Genomic DNA, 20,476 nt, shown 5'->3' with positions numbered 1-20,476 from the left:
AAATATTATAAGAATACAGAAACAGGGTTGTTTCTTATACTTGGAACTGAGTAGTTTCCATGAGGTAATGAAGCCTCATACGGGTCACCAAAAAGGTGGCCTGTATGAGGTTTTTTATTTCCATAGAAGAACTTGAAAGGAGGACCGTTGTTTTTACATTTTGATGTATCACAAAGGAGGTATACATAGTGAAAACACCGCAGGACGTTCTTGCTTTAATCCAGGACAAAGATGTTAAAATGGTTGATGTCAAATTTATCGATCTGCCTGGCATCTGGCAGCACTTCACCGTACCCGTATCAGAGTTTGACGAGGGAATATTTGAAGAAGGACTTGGCTTTGACGGTTCCAGTATCCGCGGGTTCAGGGCCATCGACCAAAGCGATATGGTCCTTATTCCAGACCCGGCCACAGCCTGTATAGATCCCTTCTGCCAGGTGAAGACGCTCAGTATTATTTGCAATGTGTTTGATCCCGTATCCGGGGATAGGTACAACCGGGACCCGCGGGGGATAGCTCAGAAGGCGGAAGAATACTTAAAGGCCAGCGGTATTGCGGACCAGAGCTTCTGGGGTCCGGAAGCAGAGTTCTTCGTGTTCGATTCCATTCGCTATGACCAAAACCAGCATTCGGGCTACTACTTTGTTGATTCCGTGGAAGGAATCTGGAATTCCGGCCGGGACGAAAATCCGAACCTGGGCTACAAGCCCCGCTACAAAGAAGGATATTTCCCCGTACCGCCCACGGACAGCCAGCAGGACATGCGTACCGAGATGGTCCTGACCATGCAGGCTGCCGGCATTCATGTAGAGTGCCAGCACCACGAAGTGGCTACCGCCGGCCAGGCTGAAATTGATATGAAGTACGGCACGCTCACCAAAATGGCCGACCAGGTAATGATGTTTAAGTATATCGTTAAAAATGTGGCCAGGAAATTCAACAAGACGGCGACCTTTATGCCGAAGCCGCTCTTCCAGGACAACGGTACCGGCATGCATGTCCACCAGAGCCTCTGGAAGGACGGTAAACCTTTGTTTTTTGATGCCAACGGTTATGCCAAGTTAAGTGAAACGGCCATTTATTATATCGGCGGCCTGTTGAAGCACGCCCATGCGCTTACAGCCCTGACCAGTCCCACCACCAACTCTTACAAGCGGCTTGTTCCCGGGTATGAAGCCCCGGTAAACCTGGTGTATTCCATGCGGAACAGGAGCGCGGCGGTCCGTATTCCCATGTATTCCAACAACCCCAAGGCCAAACGCATCGAGTTCCGGCCGCCCGACCCGTCCTGCAACCCCTACCTGGCCTTTGCCGCCATGCTGATGGCCGGTCTTGACGGGATCAAAAATAAAATTTACCCGGGTGAACCGATGGACAAGGACATTTTTGATCTGCCCGCCGAGGAGGCCAAAGAAATCCGTTCCGTACCAGGGTCACTGGACCAGGCTCTTAAGGCCCTGGAGAGTGACTATGAATTCCTCCTGGAAGGGGGCGTCTTTGACAAGGATGTGCTGGATGCCTGGATTGAATATAAAATAGCCCGTGAAGTTGACGCCATCAGACTCAGACCCCATCCGTACGAGTTTATGCTTTATTATGACATTTAAACTTACAATTTTGGCCATAGCGCTTAGGTCGATAATTTTGGAATTTAGTCCTCTGGTTAACACAACGGAGGCTTAAATTTCAAGCTGACGGAGGGTTAGCCCTTGCCTTACGGAACCATTGAAGAAGCTTTTCTGAACTTCATAGCCGGACTGGAGTTAACAGAACAAAGCGTTGTCCCCGCAATGGCAAAAAGTCAGCAGCTCATTGAGTTGGCCGGGAGAGAATTGAAGGTCAACGGCTCCTTTTTCGGAGGCCCTTACCGCAGGGGGACAGGTGTGCCTTCCGACACACTCAGGCTGCACCTGGTCCTTGGTTCCAAATATTACTATAGCTACCAGAAAAACTCAACCAAACTGCTTTACTTCCTGAAAAACAGGTTATCGAAATTTGCCGGTAATGCCCTGGTAGGGGAAGACGGGATGGTTATCAGAGTGAAAAGCCCGGGGGTTGACCTCGACCTTGTACTCTCAATAAAACTAAAATCATTTGGTTACCTTACGCCCAACGGCCTTGGCGGCTGGTTTAAGTCTAATCCGGATAAGGAGGAAGCGCTATTTAAGGCAAAAGACAAAGCCTCCTCGGGTAGATTTTTACAGCTGGTTAAGGTAATCAAAGCGTGGAACCTTTCAGCCGCCAGGCCGTTTGACCCTTACTATCTGGAGTTGCTTGTCTACTACAGGGTTAATGATTTTAACAAAACGTATGCGGAACTGGTACATTCTCTTTTTGCCAGCATGCGTATGTTTCTGCCGGAGTTTTTAAACTGCCCCGCGGCGGATGAGGTTATATCATGCGGCGCGCCGGACGGGGTCAGAAAGCTGGTTATCGAGAAAGCCTTCGATACAACCGCCAAGGCTATAAATGAATGTGATGTCGACAAGTCTTCAATACTATGGAGATCTCTGCTGGGAGCAGAATTTGGAAGGAGCAAAAATGACTCCGGTTACCCCGCTGGATAGCGGGGTTTGTCTTTTTTTGAAAAATGGTCTATACTGGTTCTGATGCAAAATATGGTGGAGGAAAACATGGAGCTTCCAAAGCGCTTAGCCGCGCTGGCGGCATTTATACCATACGGCAGTATTGCCGCCGACATAGGGACCGACCATGCTTACCTCCCAATTTTTCTTGTTAAACAAGGAATATGCCGTTTTGTAATTGCTACCGACCTGAGGGAAGGACCATTCCAGTCAGCAAAACACAAGATTAAAGAGCACACCCTGGAAGACCGGATAATTTTGCGCCTGGGAGACGGACTGCAACCGTTAAAGCCGGGCGAGGTCGAGGTATTGGTCCTGGCCGGGATGGGCGGCAACACGATCAGGGGCATCCTGGCCGGGGCGCCGCCAACATTGGCGGGAATTAAAAGGCTGGTAATGCAGCCAATGACCGACGCGGGGGACTTAAGGAATTGGCTGGCAGCTAACGGTTGGAAAATTGCCGATGAGGAACTGGTAGAAGAAGAAGGCCGGATATATGTTGTCATTGCCGCCGAACCGGGATGTGAAGTTACCTGTGACCCGCTCTATTTGGAGCTGGGCCCCAGACTGCTGGAGAAAAAAAGCCCGTTGCTGGAAAGGTACCTGAACAGTTTTATGGTTAAGTACGAGCGTGTTCTGGCGGGGCTGGCCCTCGCCCATAGTACGGCGGCCAGGGAAAAAGCCCTGGAAATCGAGGCAAAAGTGGCTAGAATCAGGGAGGTTTCGGCATGCCTGTAAAAGTCAGTGAGATAATTCGTCTTATTGAAGAGGCTGTGCCTCTATATCTTGCGGAAAAGTGGGATAACAGCGGCTTCCAGTTGGGGGACCCGGAAGATAAAATCGCCCGCGTCCTGCTCGCGCTTGATGTCAACCCAGTTGTGGCCGCCGAAGCACGGGAAAAAGGCGCTGGTTTAATTGTGAACCACCACCCGCTTTTTTTTAAACCGGTCAAAGCTATCCGCTTTGACCGTGCGGAAGGTGAACTGATCCGTTACCTCATCTCCCACAATATTTGCGTTTACGCGGCCCATACCAACCTTGACCTGGCGGAGGGAGGGGTGAATACAGCCCTGGCCCGGAGGCTCGGTCTTAACGACCTTTCGATATTGCAAGAGGCCGGCCGTGACGCATATTTTAAGCTGGCTGTGTTTGTCCCGGTGGGACACCTGGACCAGGTCAGGTCCGCTATCGCTGAAGCCGGCGCCGGCTGGATCGGCAATTACAGCCACTGCACGTTTGCCGTACCTGGCACTGGTACCTTCAAGCCGCTGGCAGGCGCCAATCCGTTCATCGGCAGTATCGGAGAAATAGAGCAGGTGCAGGAAATAAGGCTGGAGACCGTAGTTCCTGCCAAACGGGTAAACGGGGTCCTGCAGGCCATGAGCAAGGCCCACCCATACGAAGAGGTCGCCTACGATCTCTATCGTCTGGACAATCCCGGCGCGGCTTATGGTCTAGGCAGGGTTGGCGCGCTTCCCCAGCCGATGCCATTGGGACGGTTTGCCGAAAAGGTGAAAGATGTCCTGGGTTTAGCTGCCCTGCGCTTTGGGGGATCCCTTGAGGAAACCGTCAGCAAGGTGGCCGTGTGCGGCGGATCGGGCGCCGAGCTCTGGGAGGCAGCCTTGTCTTGCGGAGCCGATACCCTGGTCACCAGCGATATCAAGTACCATACAGCCCAGAAAATACTGGACGCCGGACTCAAGTTTGTGGATCCTGGGCACTATGGCACGGAAGCCGTGGTCCTGCCGGCGCTGCAGAACTATCTCCGGAGCCGCTGCCGCGAATTGAACATGGATATTGAGGTAATCTTGTCTGAGACCAAGACGGACCCGTTTGAGTATCTTTAGGATAGGAAATATTCCTATCCTTTATTAATTTTGTCGAGGAGAGAGGTTTGCTATGCTCGATTTAAAACCGCTGTGGGAAATCCAGCTGCTGGATAGTCAGAGGAAGGCGCTGGAGATAAAGTTGAAGGAGGGGCAGATTTCCAAAGACTTAAAGGCTCTCAGGAGTGAAATAGAACAGGGCCGGGCGGACTTTGATAAGTTAAAGGAAAAGTATAATAGTTTAAAAAAAGAGCTGAAAAAAAAAGAAATGGATGCTGCCGCGGCAACTGAGCAGGTGGATCATCTCGGGCAAAAATTATACAGCGGTACTATCACCAACATCAAAGAAATCAACACCAGCAAAATCAAGCTTGACAGCTTGAAGAGCGTCGTCAATAAGACCGAGGATGAAATCCTTAATATCATGGAGCATCTGGACAGCCTGCGCGCTCAGCTGGAGAAGAAGAGCGTAGAGTTAAATAAAAAAGCCGATGAGTTTCGTAAGATGCACGGCACATACCTGGCCAACCAGCAAAAGATAAAAAGTGTTTTAGCCCAGTTGCCCCTATCAAGACAAAAAATATTGGATAAACTGGATATTAACCTCTGGAACAAATACCAGGAGATGAAAAAAAGGTTTAATGACCCCCTGGCCAAGGTCGAAAAAGGGATCTGTCTGGGTTGCCGGATGGGGGTACCTTTCAATGACCTGCGCCTTTTAAAGCATGGAGCAGATCTGGTATACTGCAGCAACTGCGGCCGGCTTTTATTCTGGGAAAGGTAGACCGGACAAGTCGGAGCGCGAGATTTGCAATTATTATATATTTAGTGATATAATATGTTATATAAATGCTAGTGAGTAAATCAGGTGGTCGCGGGCGCAAGGCCGAAAGGTGGCGCCTGAGGAAAGTCCGGGCTCCGCAGGGCAGGGTGCTGGGTAACTCCCAGTGGGGGCGACCCCAAGGAAAGTGCCACAGAAATGCAGACCGCCCGCCGGAAGGTTTGACCTTCCGGTGTGAGGCAAGGATGGAACGGTGCGGTAAGAGCGCACCAGCGGCCGGGCGACCGGCCGGCTAGGTAAACCCCACCTGGAGCAAGACCGAATAGAGGAACATAGGGACGGCCCGTCCCGTTCCCGGGTAAGGTCGCTTGAGGCGGCTGGAAACAGTCGTCCTAGATAGATGATCACTCAAGACAGAACCCGGCTTATCGATTTACTCACACGTCAATGACGGAATACGCTCTAAATTGGGCGTATTTTTTAGTTTGTGGGTTTCTAAATTTATTTCTCTGTCGATTGACTAAAAAACTTGACAATAGTTCGATGTCTAACTATACTGTGAATATGAAACAAAAAAATGCGCTTTCCCTAATAGGCAGGATAAGAGAAAAAGCAAATAAGTTTATCATCAGGGAACTCGAAAGTCATGGAATTAAAGGGCTTGTTCCTTCTCATGGTGATATTTTAGTTATCCTTTTTCATGGAGAGAAATACACTATGAAGGAGTTAGCAGATAAAATTAATAGGACAAAGCCAACAGTTACTGTATTGATAGATAAGCTGGCGGAGTATGGTTTTATTCAAAAGGAAAAAAGTTATACGGATAGTAGAGTAACCTATATAAAATTAACCAATAAGGGAATTGAACTGAGACCAATTTTTGAGGATATTTCTGAAAAGCTTAATGCCATGCTCTATGGTGATTTTACAGATGAAGAATCAGAGGTTTTTGAAATGTTATTGAATAAGGTAAACTCCAGACTGGATAAACAAATATGAATCACATATAATCCAAGGATTATTTTTTTGCGTATATAGTTAGACGTCTAACATGATGAAAAACCTGGATATGGAGGTGTGCTTGTAAACATAACAAAAAGATTAAATTATAAAAGGAGAAATGCAAAATGGAAGCATTACAAGCAATCGCAAAGAGAAAGAGTACGAGGAGCTATACAACAGAACAGATTTCAGACAGACAGTTGGAAACACTTCTTTTCGCAGCAGATGCAGCTCCAAAGGCAGGAGGGGCAGAGGGATGCGTGCATATTTCAGTAATTCAGAACAAGGAACTGCTCAGAAAGCTGATTCAGGCAGCAGCAACAGCTTTTTGTCAAGGAGAAGGCTACACCCCATTTTATGGGGCTCCAACTTTGCTGGTTATTTCTGGTAACAACGAAACCTCATATGGCGGAGCAGGTGCAAATGTAGCATGTGCCGGAGAAAATGTGCTAATTGCAGCAACTGCTTTGGGTCTGGGTTCAGTCTACTTGACAGGCTTTTTGGCCGCATTTTCTGTAGCTCCTGAACTGATAAAAGAAGTGGGGGTGCCGGAAGGATTTACCCCGTTAGCAGGAGTAATTGTGGGCAATACAGCAGAAAAAGAATTTATGGAAAAAGAATTTAAAGTTGGACGGTACGTAAACTACGTTAAGTAGTATTGTGGAGGACCAAAAATGAATATAAATCTATACCCGGCTTATTGATTTACTCACACATCAATAAAGAAAACGCCTGAATAGGGCGTTTTTCTTTATGAAATTATTCACCTCAATTACAATAATATTAATCTATACCTACCATGATTGCCGGTTTTTATGGAATGATCGATTTGCCGCTTCCAAAATCACCCACATGCATTTGCCATGACAATAATCATATCAATTACGTTATCATGCATATTAGCTTAATGTATTTACATGAAAGAAATTCCTTTAAAAATATAATCTAACAATAATTAACAAAAAAATAATAAAAATTACTTCAATACAAGTTGAAAGCGCCTTGAATAGAGGCATATTTCTTGTTTTATGCGATTACGAAATTGAAAAAAAATTTAGAAATTTTTCAGATTTCGACAATATTCATGAAGGAAATGTGAGATATTTGTCTAAATAAATAAAATAAGTATCGTGCCATATTCTGGAGGTATTACTGGTGAGTGTAAAATTAAGTATACCTGGTGGGCTGAGAAGAAAAGCTTTGGATACTTATATTAACCGTCGTGAAATTTGTGATTACCAGAATAAGTACGGATCTCAGTTTGTCAATGAGGAAATTTTAAAAACACCTGAGTGCGCGATGCTTCTTACCCAACTACGTAACATGGAGGAACGAATTCAAAAAAACGAGGAACGCTTTCAAACCTTTGTAGACAGTATGCTGGATTGTTTTGCGGTTTATTCGGCTGTGCGGGACAAGTCCGGGAAAATCACAGATTTCCTGCTTGACTATGTTAATGACGCAGCATGTCACAACTTCAAAATGACCAGAGAGGAGCAGATCGGCAGGAGCATTCTGGAGCTGCGTCCCCTTTATAAAGAAGCGGGCATTTTCAATGAATTCTGCTTGGTTGCCAATCGAGGTGTCCCTCTGGTCAGAGAAAAAATGACCTATGAGGATCCTGTAAAAAAAATTATATACGGGATGTACGATATCAGGGCCGTGAAGCTGGGTGATGGGATTGCCGTCACCTGGCGCGATATAACAGAACATAAAAAGACGGAAGAAGCCCTGCGCCATTCGGAGGAACGTTTTTATAAAATCTTTCACACCAGTTCAATCATTCAGACGCTTAGAAGACTTGAAGATTTCAGGTATATTGACGTAAACCTGACATTTGAACGGGTATTGGGGTATAGCCTGGAGGAGAGCCTGGGCCGTTCATGTATGGATTTGAACTTATGGCCGGAAGTGGAAGATCGCCAGAAATATATACGCGAAATTAAAAAACATGGTATAGTCAGGAACATGGAGGTTAAGCTTAGAGCCAAGTCGGGTGAAATCCGGATAGGTCTGTTGTCGGCGGATGTCATAGCCCTTGGTGGAGAACAGTGCGTATTAACTAACTCCATTGATATTACCGAAAAGAAGCAACTGGAAATAGAGATGGCCCGGCTCGAAAGGTTCAACCTGGTTGGCGAAATGGCTGCCGGGATTGCTCACGAGATAAGAAACCCAATGACCGCGGTTAAGGGTTTTCTGCAATACTTGAGCGGCAAAAAGGATTGTGTGCAATACAAAGAATACTACGACCTGATGATCCTCGAACTAGACCGGGCCAATGCAATTATTTCTGAATTCCTCTCCATTGCCAGAAGCAGGGCGGTGGAGTTGAAGCATCACAACCTCAATGATATTATTGAAAGCTTGTATCCCCTTATTCAGGCCGACGCAATGGTAAGTGACAAGGAGATAAAAATAGAACTTGGAGAAATAATAAACTTAAACCTGGACGAAAAAGAAATACGCCAGTTAATCCTAAATTTGTTCCGGAATGGGATGGAAGCCATGCAACCCGGCAAGCACCTGACTATCAAGACGTGCCTGGATAACGGCAAAGTAGTCCTGTCCGTGCAGGATCAGGGTACGGGTATTGATCCGGAAGTCCTTAAAAAGCTGGGTACTCCGTTTTTTACCACCAAGGAAAAGGGAACCGGCCTGGGTCTGGCAGTTTGCTACAGCATCGCCGCCCGCCACAACGCCACCATCAAGGTTAAGACCGGATCTGAAGGAACTACATTTTTCGTAAGATTCGCCAAACAGTGAGGCTGCTAATTGACAACAAATAAGACCACCATCAGAACTGGAGAAAAAGCCGAAGTGCTTATTACCGGGATCACCCACTCAGGAGCAGGTGTGGGTCGTTACCATGGGTTGGCAGTATTTATCCCCGGGACATTGCCCGGGGATAAGGTTTTAGCCGAGGTTTTAGAAAAGAAAAAAAATTATGCGGTAGCGAGGCTGTTGGAAATTCTGGAGCCTTCTTCCTGCAGGCTTGAGCCGCAGTGCGTCCACTATGCCGCCTGTGGCGGCTGTCGTTTGCAGCATGTGTCTTATAAGGAGCATTTGAGGCTGAAAACTGGTCTGGTCCAGGATTCTTTAGCCCGTATCGGCGGTTTGGGTGAGGTAGTGGTTGGTGAGACCGTGGGTATGGAGCATCCCTGGCACTACCGCAATAAAGTCCATTTTAAGGTTGAAAAGCAAGACGGTCGCTATCAACTTGGTTTTTTTGAAGAGGGCTCCCATAATCTGACCGATTTTTTCAGCGCCGGAAACTGCCGGCAACCTGGTTGCCTCCTGGTAGACACCGGGTTGAACCAGTTGGCCTCCCTCTGTGGGACACTCCTTAACAAGTACGGAGGAGACCTGGAACGGGAGCCTGTTTTTTTTAGACACCTGGTATTGCGTAAGGCTTTCTTTACAGGCGAAATGATGGCCGTAGTCGTTACCGGAAGCCGGGATTGGCCGCGCGAGAAGGACTTTGCAAGTGAGCTTATGTCCCAACAGCCGGGGATAACCTCCCTGGTCCGCAACATCCACACAGGTTTGTCCGGGGAGATTATGGGCAAGGAGTTCAGGCTTCTGGCAGGCCGGGACGCTATCTATGACCGGTTGGCCCACCTGACCTTCAGAATATCGCCGGATTCTTTTTATCAGGTCAACCCGCTGCAGACACAGATCTTATACGGAAAAGCCGCAGAGTACGCTGCCTTGACAGGCAAAGAAACCGTTCTCGACGCCTATTCCGGGATTGGTTCCATCGCATTGTATCTATCTCAACAAGCCGGCAAGGTTTACGGTCTTGAGGTTGTATCCGCTGCAGTTGAAGATGCCCGACACAACGCAGTTCTTAATAAAATCGGGAACGCCGAGTTTTTGGCCGGCAAGGTGGAAAGGCTTCTTCCGTCTTTGGCCGGTCAGGGCCTGCGCCCGGACGTGGTTGTGCTCGATCCTCCCCGCCGGGGTTGTGACCAGGAAGCTTTGATTACGGTTATCGCAATGGAGGCGCCGCGTTTGGTCTATGTCTCATGCGATCCTGGCACCCTAGCGCGTGATTTGGGATACTTGGTTGGGAAGGGATATCAGGTCAGAGAAGTCCAGCCGGTGGATATGTTCCCCTGGACGCACCACGTAGAATCTATAGTCTTGTTGCAGAAACAATTTGTTACAAATTTAAGAGGATGACTGGAGCTATGAAAATTAAAAAGTATTTTACAAAATGGCTGCTAATTGAATATAATAATGCGGCAATAAGAGAAAATAGAAATCGTCAACTAAAGGAAGATTATTTGGATAACTTACCAGATGATATTATCATACCTATAGTATTGATGTTTTATCATACTAGAGATGAGATTAGGGTTCAAATTGTACTGGACGAAAAAGGAAATACTGGTTTTCTTGACATGTCGTCGGAGAGATATGGGATGTTGCCTCAATATAAAACAGATGTAAACGGAAAATTTATCTTTGAAACAGACGAACAAATAAGAAAAAAATTTCCATACAAAAACCGTGAGTGGACACAAAAAGTTATAAAGAAACCATATAGGAAACAAAATGTGTTTAGAAAATTAGTTTTAGAGGCGTATGATAATCAATGCGCCATATGTGGAGTAAAAGAGCCTAAAATACTAAGAGCGGCACATATTGTCCCTGTAACAAAAGGTGGTAACGATAAGATAGAAAATGGACTATGTCTTTGCACAAATCATGAAATTGCCTATGATCAAGGATTGATTAAGATAACTATGAATGGAGATATTGAAGTATATAGTGAGAGCTTGAATATTCCATATCAAAAAATTCTTTACCCATCTGATCAAAAGAATTATCCCTCGAAGAAATATTTAAATATGAAGTATACTAATAATTATTAAAATTATTGTTTCCACCAAGGCCCTACCAGTTTTTCCCGTCATGCTTTTTGAAGCCTCGAGGCATGTGGAATGTGTGGTTCTTCTATACAAAAAGGAGAAATAGTTTTACAATGATAGCTGAAAGTGAAAAAGATAAGATTAAACGTATTCTTGCTGCTATAAACCCAATTAAAGAATACTTAAAAACAGGTAACTATTTAGCACAATCCATGTGTATATTATTTGATGCAGATTCGACAGCATTTAGAAAATCTTATGCAGAGATAGATTGCGGTGGTTATCAAGTAGTACCTTTAGCAGACTATCAGAAAATGGGAATACTAAATAATGATGGTTTTAAAGTTGCCAAATATGGTAGTGATTTTCCAACTAAAGTTGCGTATTGTATTAATTTAGACTCAAATATTGTTAGTGATATCTACAAACTATTTAGTGGTAAAAAGCTGGTAAATAAGCACAGCCTTTTAAATTTATTGATCAGCATAAAAAAAGCAAACGTGCAAACTAGCGCCTCCCCGTATATTTTAGAATGTACATACAATAAAAAAATATTAGAAAAAAGCATAGTTTATCAAAATATTCTCTATTTCTTTCTGTTTAGTCGTTTATCTTTAAAACAACTCCAAGAAGATTATTTCAAGGTAATGCCCAGCATCGAAGATTATCTGTTGGCGGACGATGCTTGGGATGTAATTAATTCTGACTTTAATGAAGATCTATTTGACAGATATTTAGTCATATATTGTGTGTTGTGTAAGACTTATTTAATTAAATTTGGCAGCAAAAAATCATATGAAAATAAAGTAAAAGAATTAGTTGAGTTTATGAATAATGAGTTATATTGCTATTTAGAATTTGAACTTGTTATATGTTGTTTGTTCTTGAAGAATGATCCTAAATTATCCTATTTTTTTAGGCTAATGCAGCCTGATAAGGATAACATAACAGATGTAATTAAAAATATGACGTGGGATATCCTTCATATAAGGAATATTCAGACTGAAATGGCCATTAGGAGCACAATTAATAATAATTCAAATATATTTTATGCACATTCCATTGCTTCGCATGATAAGGGCTTAATTGACATTTTAAAGGCCAATCCTATAAAGCGTCTCATATTATATAAGGGTGAAGCTTATCCTAAATATGAAAGAGATTTTGATAACATTTGCAAGGATTTGGACATTAAGTCAATCTTATTTGAAAATACTTTTAAACGCGAACAATATTGCTTAACCCATCAGAATAGTTATTTAAAAAGTTTTACCTGCAGTTTAGAAAATACTATTGAAAATTTAAGAGAAAATAACTAGTGTGCCGCCAAGGCCCCACCAGCTTCAAGCGGCATACTTTTTGTAGCCTCAAGGCACGTTGAGAGTATAGTTCTGATGACCAATAGTGGTTTGAAGGGCAAATAAGGCAGGTTGACCACTATATGTAGTGGTTTTGGAGTAAAAAATGAGCAAAAACGGGCTGAAAAAGTGCATTTTTCGGCCTGTTTTTTTAGGGGTTTTGATTTTTGATGTTAACAGGGGCAAAGAACAAAAATCAGACATTCGCATTAGTAGGATAATTGTAAGTTTAATCGATTTAGATTGCTGCTAGAATAACAAAAGGAGGGGGTTTCTACCCTCCCTTACATGTTTAAACTATTTCAGCTCGTTAAATAACTGTTTTCATTTGCTTATAAAAGGATGCACCTTGGCATCTGGTGCTTCTTTAAGGTTTACTTCATTGAAAATTGAATCCTCCCCACTTTAATTATAACATATAAAAAATTCTAAATGTAGACTATTTGTTCCGATTTGCTACTGCTATAATGCAATAGTATGTTAATGCGATTTGTTGGAGAGGATTATTATGGAAAGGATGTCATCAAAATTATCAAAGAAGAAATCGCCAAAGGAGGCAAATGTATGAGTTCCTTTGTGCTTGGTTTTCAGGACATTGACAAAGCAAAACTCATGGTTGTTGGGGGTAAAGGCGCGAACCTGGGGGAAGTTTCCAGGATTGAAGGAATACGCGTACCGGATGGCTTTTGTATTTCTACTGAAGCCTTTAAAAGAATCATTGGGGAAACGTCGTCGCTTAACGAATTACTTGATCGGTTAGCGCTTCTAAAGGTGGAAGACCGGGATAAAATCGCTGAACTTAGCGGTGAGATTCGCAGGGTCATCGAAGGGATAGCCATACCTGAAGACATTAATGAAGAAATCACCCGCTTCCTCTCGAAGCTTGATGAAAAAACTGCCTCTGCAGTACGCTCCAGCGCGACTGCAGAGGATTTACCGACGGCCTCCTTTGCCGGCCAGCAGGATACGTATTTGAACATTATCGGAAAAGAAGCAATCCTCAAGCATATCAGCAAGTGCTGGGCATCGCTGTTTACCGAGAGGGCAGTAACTTACCGCCTTCAAAACGGCTTCGACCACCGTAAAGTTCACCTGTCTGTGGTTGTTCAGAAGATGTCTTCCCGCAGGCGGCAGGGATTTTGTTTACTGCCGATCCCGTCACTTCTAATAGGAAGGTGTTATCCATTGATGCCAGCTTCGGACTTGGTGAGGCCTTGGTCTCCGGCCTGGTGAATGCTGATATCTATAAAGTGCGTAACGGCAAGGTTATCGATAAGAAGATATCCACCAAGAAGCTGGCTGTTTATGCCTTAAAAGATGGCGGTACGAAAGAACAGGAGACCCTGCCTGAGCGGCAGAATAGGCAAGTGCTGACGGATGAGCAGATTTTGCAGCTTGAGCACATGGGCAGAAAGATCGAAGAATATTTCGGCCGCCCCCAGGACATCGAATGGTGTTTGGCTGATGATACATTTTATATTGTCCAGAGTCGGCCAATCACTACTTTATACCCCACCCCTGAAGCAAATGATCACGAAAATCATGTCTATGTATCTGTCGGTCATCAACAAATGATGACCGACCCCATGAAACCATTGGGACTGTCTTTTTTCCTGTTAACAACTAATGCACCCATGTGTAAAGCTGGCGGAAGGTTGTTTGTTGATGTTACACATATGCTGGCTTCACCTGACAGCAGAAAAACTGTATTAGATGCCTTGGGACAATCCGATCCGCTCATAAAAGACGCACTTATGACCATCGTAGAGCGAGGAGATTTTATAAAATCGTTACCAAATGATAAAAAAGAACAGAGTCCCGGTAAAAGCAATAAAGTTATGTCGTCTTCGGGTTTTCAAACACAAATCGAAAACGATCCGACAATCGTTTCTGATTTGATTAAGCGTAGTCAAACATCGATAGATGAGTTAAAGCATAACATCCAAACGAAATCAGGATCGGATTTATTTGATCTTATCCTGGAAGATATCCAGCAATTAAAGAAGAGTTTATCAGATCCACAAAATATGGGTGTGATTATGGCCGCTATAAATGCTTCATCATGGATCAATGAAAAAATGAAAGAGTGGTTAGGTGAAAAAAACGTAGCAGACACGCTTTCTCAATCTGTGCCAAACAATATTACTTCGGAAATGGGGCTGGCGCTATTGGATGTCGCAGATGTGATTCGTCCTTATCCAGAAGTAATTGATTATTTACAACATGTAAAAGATGATAACTTTTTGGATGAACTGGTTAAGTTTGATGGTGGACAGGAAACCCAAGATGTTATCTATGCTTATCTTAACAAATACGGAATGCGATGTGTCGGAGAAATCGATATTACTAAAACCCGTTGGAGCGAAAAACCAACTACACTTGTCCCCATGATTCTCAGTAACATCAAAAACTTTGAGCCTAATGCCGGCAATCGGAAATTTGAGCAAGGGCGACAGGAAGCTTTGAAAAAAGAACAAGAGTTATTAGATCGATTGAAGCAATTACCGGATGGTGAACAAAAAGCCAAAGAAACAAAACGAATGATCGACCTAATCCGGAATTTCATCGGTTATCGTGAATATCCCAAATACGGCATCGTTAATCGCTACTTCGTTTATAAGCAGGCTTTACTGAAAGAAGCCGAACAACTCGTACAAGCCAACGTTATTCATGAAAAAGAAGATATTTACTACCTCCCTTTTGAAGAACTTCGCGAAGTCGTACGCACAAATAAACTGGATTACCAGGTCATCAGCAAACGAAAAGACGAGTACAAATTATATGAAAAACTAACTCCCCCACGTGTTATCACGTCTGATGGTGAAATCATTGCAGGTGAGTACAAACGAGAAAATCTCCCAGCCGAAGCTATTTGTATGTCTACCTGTTTCTTCCGGAGTTATAGAGGGACGAGCACGTGTCATCTTAAACATGGAAGATGCTGATCTAGAAGATGAAGATATATTAGTCACCTCCTTTACTGACCCTAGCTGGACACCATTGTTTGTATCCATAAAAGGCCTAGTCACCGAAGTTGGTGGACTGATGACCCATGGAGCAGTTATCGCACGTGAATATGGCTTACCAGCAGTTGTCGGAGTGGATAATGCTACCAAACTGATAAAAGATGGGCAACGAATTCGCGTGCACGGAACAGAAGGGTATGTAGAAATCCTATAATGGGGAAGATGTTGTCTTCCTCCTGGGGAGCTAAATAAAAGATGAAAGCTAGGAAGGCGGCCCAATCAGGGTCGCTTTCTCAGAAGGAAAAAAGTAATTACATGAGACAATTTCATAATGTTGTCAATAGCCAAAGATTAGTCCTCCAGAATTTCACATAACACTTTTTAGAAAATTCAAGCAGCAATACGTTTAGAATTGTTCAATCGGTCTACGGCCAATTTACAAAGAGTATATGATAAGATGGAAAACTTGTTTAGCTAAAAGTACTCCTTGCGATAAGCATTTGTCAAATATACTTTGCCGGAAGATAACCAAATTTTCGCTTCTAAGCGCCGGAGTAAGTCCACGGTATCCAGATGGCGGGATAATAAGCCCCGTTTAACTTTTTACACTAAAACGTTTGAAATTAAAAAAACATTCCGCCAAGGCTCCACCGGGTTCAAACGGCATCTTTTTTGTATCCTCAAGGCATTGCGAGGCGGTTGTGAAGCTTGAAAAAGTAAAAGACTGATGGATTGAGGGTTTGCTGTTAAATATGATGTTGAATTTTACGAAACATTAGCATATAATGATTACAACGCAATAAACTGTGGAGGCGCAAAGGATGCCCAATATAAAACCGGTTTCAGATTTGAGAAATTATAACGAGGTTCTTCGTTCTTGCCAGGTTGGGGAGCCTGTGTTTTTGACCAAAAACGGCAGAGGTCGTTACGTGCTTCTGGATATACAGGAATATGAAAAGCAACAGGCTGTAGTTAAGCTTTTATCAAAGCTTGCTGAAGCGGAGGATACCATTAAAACAGGAAAGGAATGGAAGACCCTTGATGACCTCAAGAAAGCATTGGAGGTCTGAAGGTGAAATACAAAATTAGAATCAACCCTATGGCCATTGCTGATGTGCAGGAAATAAAAGCCTACATCGCTGAGGATAATCCGGAAGCAGCTATACAGATGGGAGCCGTCATTTATTCTAAAATAGAAAATTTGGCTGATTTTCCTGAAATGGGAGTCTCGCTTGGTGCAAAGATTAATCTAAAAACGGATTATCGCTTCCTTGTTTGTGGCGTTTATCTGGTATTTTACAAGATCGAGGGAGAATTCGTTTCAGTTTATCGTATATTGAATGGGGTAAGGGATTACCTGTCAGTTCTTTTTTCAGATGAGCTGACCGAGGACTAAAATCAGGTATTGTTTAGCCGTCACAGGTGTGGCGGCTTATTCAATTGATAGGGAGTGCTAATCTTGTTTATATCCTTATTTTTACATTGGTGTTATAATCATAGTCGAAGAAAGTCGGATGATAAAGTACTTCAGGAACCCATTAGGGCAATAAGTGTGGGATAAGTGATTTATGTCAATAGGCATGGAAGTTTATGATTGTATGAGAAGTCTCCAGTCGAAGGGGGGTCTTCAAAGAGTAATGCATGACAGCTATTTAAATACATTTTTGAACAATGGTGAAATCGTCATTTCCGATATTGCAGACGATAGAGGAATTCATGAGAGAGTTATTCACCAACAGCAAAAAATTGTTCAGTACAAAACAAAAACACTGATTTACTCTCTTGAAGAAAACGATATACCCCCAGAAATACAAAATAAAACGCCATGGAGTAAGAAGAAGACTGCTTCGCAACTTAAAAACTGGTCAGGTTCCGGGTTAAGTGGCTTGGCATTTTCTCATCAAACTAATAAGTGGGTAGCCCTGGGTATTCTTATTCAGGTTAATGAATTTGCCGACCGAGGAATTAATCTTAAAAATACATATTATGTTCCGGGTTTCAATTTGCTAAATTATTGGAAAACTCAAGCGCGAGAAAATGAAGAACAGAATAAAAAACTTATCAGAGCGTTTACCGAAATCCTGAACAACCTAACCAATCCATATGCGCATGTGGGTTTTGAAACATTAAAGCAATGGCTTTTAAATCGAATTAACGAAAAGAAAATTTCGATAAAACATTTGGACTTTTTCCTTTCTGTTCTTATAACCGCTTCCAAAGCACCTTTTTTTGATTGGAAAGAGATAGGGACAAACTCCTATTTTAAAGAGAAAGTCCATGCTGCGTCAAAAATGTTTGATGGAAACATGGTTGCACTGCTGGAAGAGCTGGAAGAAATCATAGGTGACCCCGTTAGCAGTATCCACCTGACAACACGGCCGGGAAACAGGGATATCATACTGGCTGCTCAGTGCCGGTTGGTCTTTACATTTGGTATGTATAACTATGAAAAAGCTCCGGTTTTAGCTAAAGTAACTGACGAAGAAGTGCATTATTTACAGTCGATAGACGCAAAAAATATTAGAACTATTTTTGCTGCTGAAAACAGAGCGGTCGTTCGAAAGCTGATTAAACATATACCCTATGGACATAGGGCCCATATTGGCATCGTTGGGTTTGACGGTCAAGTACGCTCTGCTGTCTATGATTTACTGCGTCATTTCAAGAATGCGGGTGTCGGTCAAATTATTATTTGGAGCGACTATGACAGGGCCGCAATCGCTATGGTTGAAAAACTTTATGCTTTGGAATTTGAACAGTTTAAGTTTGTTGCCAAAAAACAGGGAACGCTCCTCCTGGTTTCCTATGCAGAAGGCTTAAAGCAATTAAAAGAATTGGCCGGCACAAACCACTTAACGGAGCAAGAAAATTTTTTATGGGATTTTGATTTGTTAGAGGCAATCGTTTTGGAGGGAAATGTCAATGATTGAGCGTATTCCTTTCTTGCCTGACTCAGAAGGTGATACCGATATTCTGGGGCGCAGTCTTAATGAGCTGTCACACTTGAGCCGGGTTTTGTCGTTTCTTGTGCGCGAAACCAACCAGTATAAGCTTCAACTGGACTTTTTACTTTTGGTTCATTTAGTTCTTCAAACCGCTTTTGATCCGGATGAGCGGCTGGATACAGAAGAGCAATTGGCCAATCGATTAAGAAATCGCTTTAAGCGTCCCATCACTGACGAATTTGTCCAACAGGTCCTTTACCAAATGCGCTCCGCAGGATGGGTTGATAAAACAAAGCAGGACGGAATTAGGATCACCAATGCAGGCATTCGCATGGGCACATTGCTTTTAGATATGGTGCAAAGAAACTATGTATATCACGAAAAGGATGACTTGCAGAAAGAGATTTTTATCGCAGAGTTATCTTCGTTAAACCTTGAAACGAGTCGGAAGTTAAGATTGGACAGTATGCCCAACTTCTTGCAATTATTAAACTCGGTTTACCGCATGACTGAACTCGTCCAGCGCAATATACCCTATTATATCCAAAAGGAAAATGCCCTTGAAGAAATTAGTAAGCTCAAAGACTTGATCCTTGAATCTGTCCATAAAATTGAAGATTACACCAAAGAAGAGACAATAACGGAAAAGCTCGATGATTTTCGCCTGAGAAATCATTATATTGAAGGAATTATCCAAAAAGCTATTCTGGTTGGACAAGAAGGGTTAGGAGAAGTCGCCAAAGCGATAAGTATCGCTGCCTTGCAAGTCTGGACTGCAAGTATATCCAGAGAAAAGTTCAGCACTGCCTTGCGGGAAAAGATCAAGTCAGCCGTTCAACATGAATATTACGAAGAAAGCGAAATCCAATCGGCTTATGAAATCATGATCCAAATGGAAACAGAGGATAAACCTGTAGCCTATTTGCCGGCGAAGATATTTGGCGGGATATCACCAAATGATGTATGGCAGGCGATCGAAGATGGTGAACGAGGTGATTTTGGATTTGATTTTATACCCAATAAAAGATTGGATATTCTGCATACGGAAATTGAAAACACTGCTCCTGAATATGCCAATATGAAAGAAATTGCTCAAATAGAAGGACAATACAATCAAAATACAGCGGGAGACAGCAGTTACCTTCAAGAGTTTGAAGAAGTGCTTGAGATGGGAGTTCAGAATGCCGGACGAGAGGAAACGATTAAAGACTGGATTTATCTTTTTGAGAACCCGGATCGTCTGAAAGCGGTAACCTTTATGGACCTTATCTCTTATTTATCAACACTAATGCCTAGCTATTTCAACCTTTTAAAAACGGGGACCTCAAAAACCAAACAAATCGGCAACTGGGAGTTTCTAACCGTAAAAGGTGCCAGTAATTTGTTGAGCGGAAATGAACTTGTTCGCTTTCCCCAAATAGATGAACTGGAAGCAGGCAACACGTTAGGAGAATTAAGAGGATTAGTCAGGAGTGAAGAAAATGGAACAAACAACAAGTAATAGCATTTCGTTACTTCCCAAATATAAAAATGCTATTCAACTGCTTGCTGCCAGTTCGAGCATTATTTTAAGGCGTGATTGGATTGGACTGACAAAGGACGGATTGAAGAAAGCCCTTAACGCCAAAAGTGATCAGGAAATTAAAGATTTTATAGCGATCAGTAACATGCGTCTGGAACAAGAAACAATACCGGCTAAAATTATTTATGATGACATTATTAACCGTTACGTTTATGTTCAGACGGTTCATCCCATAATTTTGACAGATCGCTTAAAAACTGCACCTATCCTGCTCTTTTTGCTTATGTATTACAACCAGATCACGCTTGGCCACCCTTCCACCAGTGTCCGTGAGTTGCTTGAAATTATCGACTCTTCCGTAACAGATAGACCAGACCAAAAGATTGCCAGCATAATGCAGCCTTTAATAGAATACTGCCTGATAAAAGAAGACAAGGAAGCTCAAAGCTATACGATAACCCGTATTGGCGAAGCGTTTATGACACCGATTTTACTTAAACGGCTTACTGACGTGACCATGTCGCAAAACTATTCGCTAGATGTTGTTTTGGAGTTTTTCAGAAAAGAAGTTCCCAATCCTAAACCACAATCACTGTTTTAGTGAGGGGGATGAA

17 protein-coding genes, 1 other RNA gene and 1 pseudogene are annotated in these 20,476 nt (G+C 43.2%); all 19 read left to right on the top strand.

All coding sequences use genetic code 11. The features are described 5' to 3' along the window. Window positions 1-188 precede the first annotated feature (188 nt). The 19 genes and pseudogenes from glnA (at window position 189) to Psch_RS03460 (ending at window position 20,463) form a co-directional block, all read left to right on the top strand. A complete protein-coding gene (gene glnA, locus Psch_RS03545) occupies window positions 189-1,607 on the top strand; it encodes a type I glutamate--ammonia ligase (RefSeq protein WP_282432419.1) in 1,419 nt (472 codons plus the stop codon). Between the two features lie 102 nt (window positions 1,608-1,709). Continuing rightward, complete coding sequence (locus Psch_RS03540) at window positions 1,710-2,567, top strand: hypothetical protein (protein ID WP_190239143.1); 858 nt, start codon at window positions 1,710-1,712, stop codon at window positions 2,565-2,567. A gap of 66 nt (window positions 2,568-2,633) precedes the next feature. Next, window positions 2,634-3,323 (top strand): tRNA (adenine(22)-N(1))-methyltransferase, encoded by a 690-nt coding sequence (locus Psch_RS03535; RefSeq protein ID WP_190239142.1) that lies wholly within the window; start codon window positions 2,634-2,636, stop codon window positions 3,321-3,323. Continuing rightward, window positions 3,314-4,432 (top strand): Nif3-like dinuclear metal center hexameric protein, encoded by a 1,119-nt coding sequence (locus tag Psch_RS03530; RefSeq protein ID WP_190239141.1) that lies wholly within the window; start codon window positions 3,314-3,316, stop codon window positions 4,430-4,432. Before Psch_RS03535 ends, Psch_RS03530 begins: the two co-directional genes overlap by 10 nt. A 52-nt stretch (window positions 4,433-4,484) precedes the next feature. Beyond that, window positions 4,485-5,195, top strand: coding sequence for a zinc ribbon domain-containing protein (locus Psch_RS03525; RefSeq protein ID WP_190239140.1), 711 nt, complete (start codon window positions 4,485-4,487; stop codon window positions 5,193-5,195). A 72-nt stretch (window positions 5,196-5,267) separates the two neighbouring features. Beyond that, window positions 5,268-5,636: RNase P RNA component class A (rnpB, locus tag Psch_RS03520), an RNA gene on the top strand. A gap of 120 nt (window positions 5,637-5,756) precedes the next feature. Continuing rightward, window positions 5,757-6,191 (top strand): MarR family winged helix-turn-helix transcriptional regulator, encoded by a 435-nt coding sequence (locus tag Psch_RS03515; RefSeq protein WP_190239139.1) that lies wholly within the window; start codon window positions 5,757-5,759, stop codon window positions 6,189-6,191. 128 nt (window positions 6,192-6,319) lie between these two features. Continuing rightward, window positions 6,320-6,850 (top strand): nitroreductase family protein, encoded by a 531-nt coding sequence (locus tag Psch_RS03510; protein ID WP_190239138.1) that lies wholly within the window; start codon window positions 6,320-6,322, stop codon window positions 6,848-6,850. A gap of 499 nt (window positions 6,851-7,349) precedes the next feature. Then, window positions 7,350-8,960: a PAS domain-containing sensor histidine kinase gene (locus Psch_RS03505; protein ID WP_190239137.1), complete on the top strand. Its 1,611-nt coding sequence runs from the start codon at window positions 7,350-7,352 to the stop codon at window positions 8,958-8,960. A 9-nt stretch (window positions 8,961-8,969) separates the two neighbouring features. After that, on the top strand, window positions 8,970-10,379 hold the full coding sequence (gene rlmD / locus Psch_RS03500) for a 23S rRNA (uracil(1939)-C(5))-methyltransferase RlmD (protein WP_190239136.1): 1,410 nt from the start codon (window positions 8,970-8,972) through the stop codon (window positions 10,377-10,379). An 8-nt stretch (window positions 10,380-10,387) separates the two neighbouring features. Next, a complete protein-coding gene (locus tag Psch_RS03495) occupies window positions 10,388-11,074 on the top strand; it encodes an HNH endonuclease (protein ID WP_206663716.1) in 687 nt (228 codons plus the stop codon). Between the two features lie 110 nt (window positions 11,075-11,184). Next, window positions 11,185-12,390 carry a hypothetical protein gene (locus Psch_RS03490; protein ID WP_190239134.1) on the top strand — a complete coding sequence of 402 codons (1,206 nt, stop codon included), beginning with the start codon at window positions 11,185-11,187 and terminating at the stop codon, window positions 12,388-12,390. A gap of 516 nt (window positions 12,391-12,906) precedes the next feature. Next, window positions 12,907-15,374 (top strand): annotated as a pseudogene (ppsA, locus tag Psch_RS03485) (phosphoenolpyruvate synthase). Beyond that, on the top strand, window positions 15,361-15,609 hold the full coding sequence (locus tag Psch_RS21785; protein ID WP_486644309.1) for a PEP-utilizing enzyme: 249 nt from the start codon (window positions 15,361-15,363) through the stop codon (window positions 15,607-15,609). Before ppsA ends, Psch_RS21785 begins: the two are co-directional and overlap by 14 nt. A 607-nt stretch (window positions 15,610-16,216) precedes the next feature. Next, window positions 16,217-16,465, top strand: a complete 249-nt coding sequence (locus tag Psch_RS03480; protein WP_134218341.1) for a type II toxin-antitoxin system prevent-host-death family antitoxin — start codon at window positions 16,217-16,219, stop codon at window positions 16,463-16,465. Window positions 16,466-16,467: 2 nt separating this feature from the next. Continuing rightward, window positions 16,468-16,791 carry a type II toxin-antitoxin system RelE/ParE family toxin gene (locus Psch_RS03475; RefSeq protein ID WP_134218342.1) on the top strand — a complete coding sequence of 108 codons (324 nt, stop codon included), beginning with the start codon at window positions 16,468-16,470 and terminating at the stop codon, window positions 16,789-16,791. 241 nt (window positions 16,792-17,032) lie between these two features. After that, entirely contained in the window at window positions 17,033-18,325 is a 1,293-nt protein-coding gene (locus tag Psch_RS03470) for a DUF2399 domain-containing protein (protein ID WP_190239133.1), read from the top strand. Next, window positions 18,318-19,841 (top strand): hypothetical protein, encoded by a 1,524-nt coding sequence (locus Psch_RS03465; protein WP_134218344.1) that lies wholly within the window; start codon window positions 18,318-18,320, stop codon window positions 19,839-19,841. The genes Psch_RS03470 and Psch_RS03465 overlap by 8 nt, the downstream gene beginning before the upstream one ends. Continuing rightward, window positions 19,822-20,463 (top strand): hypothetical protein, encoded by a 642-nt coding sequence (locus Psch_RS03460; RefSeq protein WP_134218345.1) that lies wholly within the window; start codon window positions 19,822-19,824, stop codon window positions 20,461-20,463. The genes Psch_RS03465 and Psch_RS03460 overlap by 20 nt, the downstream gene beginning before the upstream one ends. Window positions 20,464-20,476 lie beyond the last annotated feature (13 nt).

The organism is Pelotomaculum schinkii (genome assembly GCF_004369205.1).
GTDB lineage: Bacteria > Bacillota > Desulfotomaculia > Desulfotomaculales > Pelotomaculaceae > Pelotomaculum_C > Pelotomaculum_C schinkii.
Note: the sequence above shows the minus strand (reverse complement) of the source record. Positions and strands in the feature narration are given on the sequence as shown.

Bases quoted from the DNA above. Each gene is read 5' to 3' on its own strand.
- Psch_RS03535 (WP_190239142.1), top strand. From the start codon at position 2,634: ATGGAGCTTCCAAAGCGCTTAGCCGCGCTGGCGGCATTTATACCATAC.
- Psch_RS03530 (WP_190239141.1), top strand. From the start codon at position 3,314: ATGCCTGTAAAAGTCAGTGAGATAATTCGTCTTATTGAAGAGGCTGTG.
- Psch_RS03525 (WP_190239140.1), top strand. From the start codon at position 4,485: ATGCTCGATTTAAAACCGCTGTGGGAAATCCAGCTGCTGGATAGTCAG.
- Psch_RS03515 (WP_190239139.1), top strand. From the start codon at position 5,757: ATGAAACAAAAAAATGCGCTTTCCCTAATAGGCAGGATAAGAGAAAAA.
- Psch_RS03510 (WP_190239138.1), top strand. From the start codon at position 6,320: ATGGAAGCATTACAAGCAATCGCAAAGAGAAAGAGTACGAGGAGCTAT.
- Psch_RS03495 (WP_206663716.1), top strand. From the start codon at position 10,388: ATGAAAATTAAAAAGTATTTTACAAAATGGCTGCTAATTGAATATAAT.
- Psch_RS03490 (WP_190239134.1), top strand. From the start codon at position 11,185: ATGATAGCTGAAAGTGAAAAAGATAAGATTAAACGTATTCTTGCTGCT.
- Psch_RS21785 (WP_486644309.1), top strand. From the start codon at position 15,361: ATGGAAGATGCTGATCTAGAAGATGAAGATATATTAGTCACCTCCTTT.
- Psch_RS03480 (WP_134218341.1), top strand. From the start codon at position 16,217: ATGCCCAATATAAAACCGGTTTCAGATTTGAGAAATTATAACGAGGTT.
- Psch_RS03470 (WP_190239133.1), top strand. From the start codon at position 17,033: ATGCATGACAGCTATTTAAATACATTTTTGAACAATGGTGAAATCGTC.
- Psch_RS03465 (WP_134218344.1), top strand. From the start codon at position 18,318: ATGATTGAGCGTATTCCTTTCTTGCCTGACTCAGAAGGTGATACCGAT.
- Psch_RS03460 (WP_134218345.1), top strand. From the start codon at position 19,822: ATGGAACAAACAACAAGTAATAGCATTTCGTTACTTCCCAAATATAAA.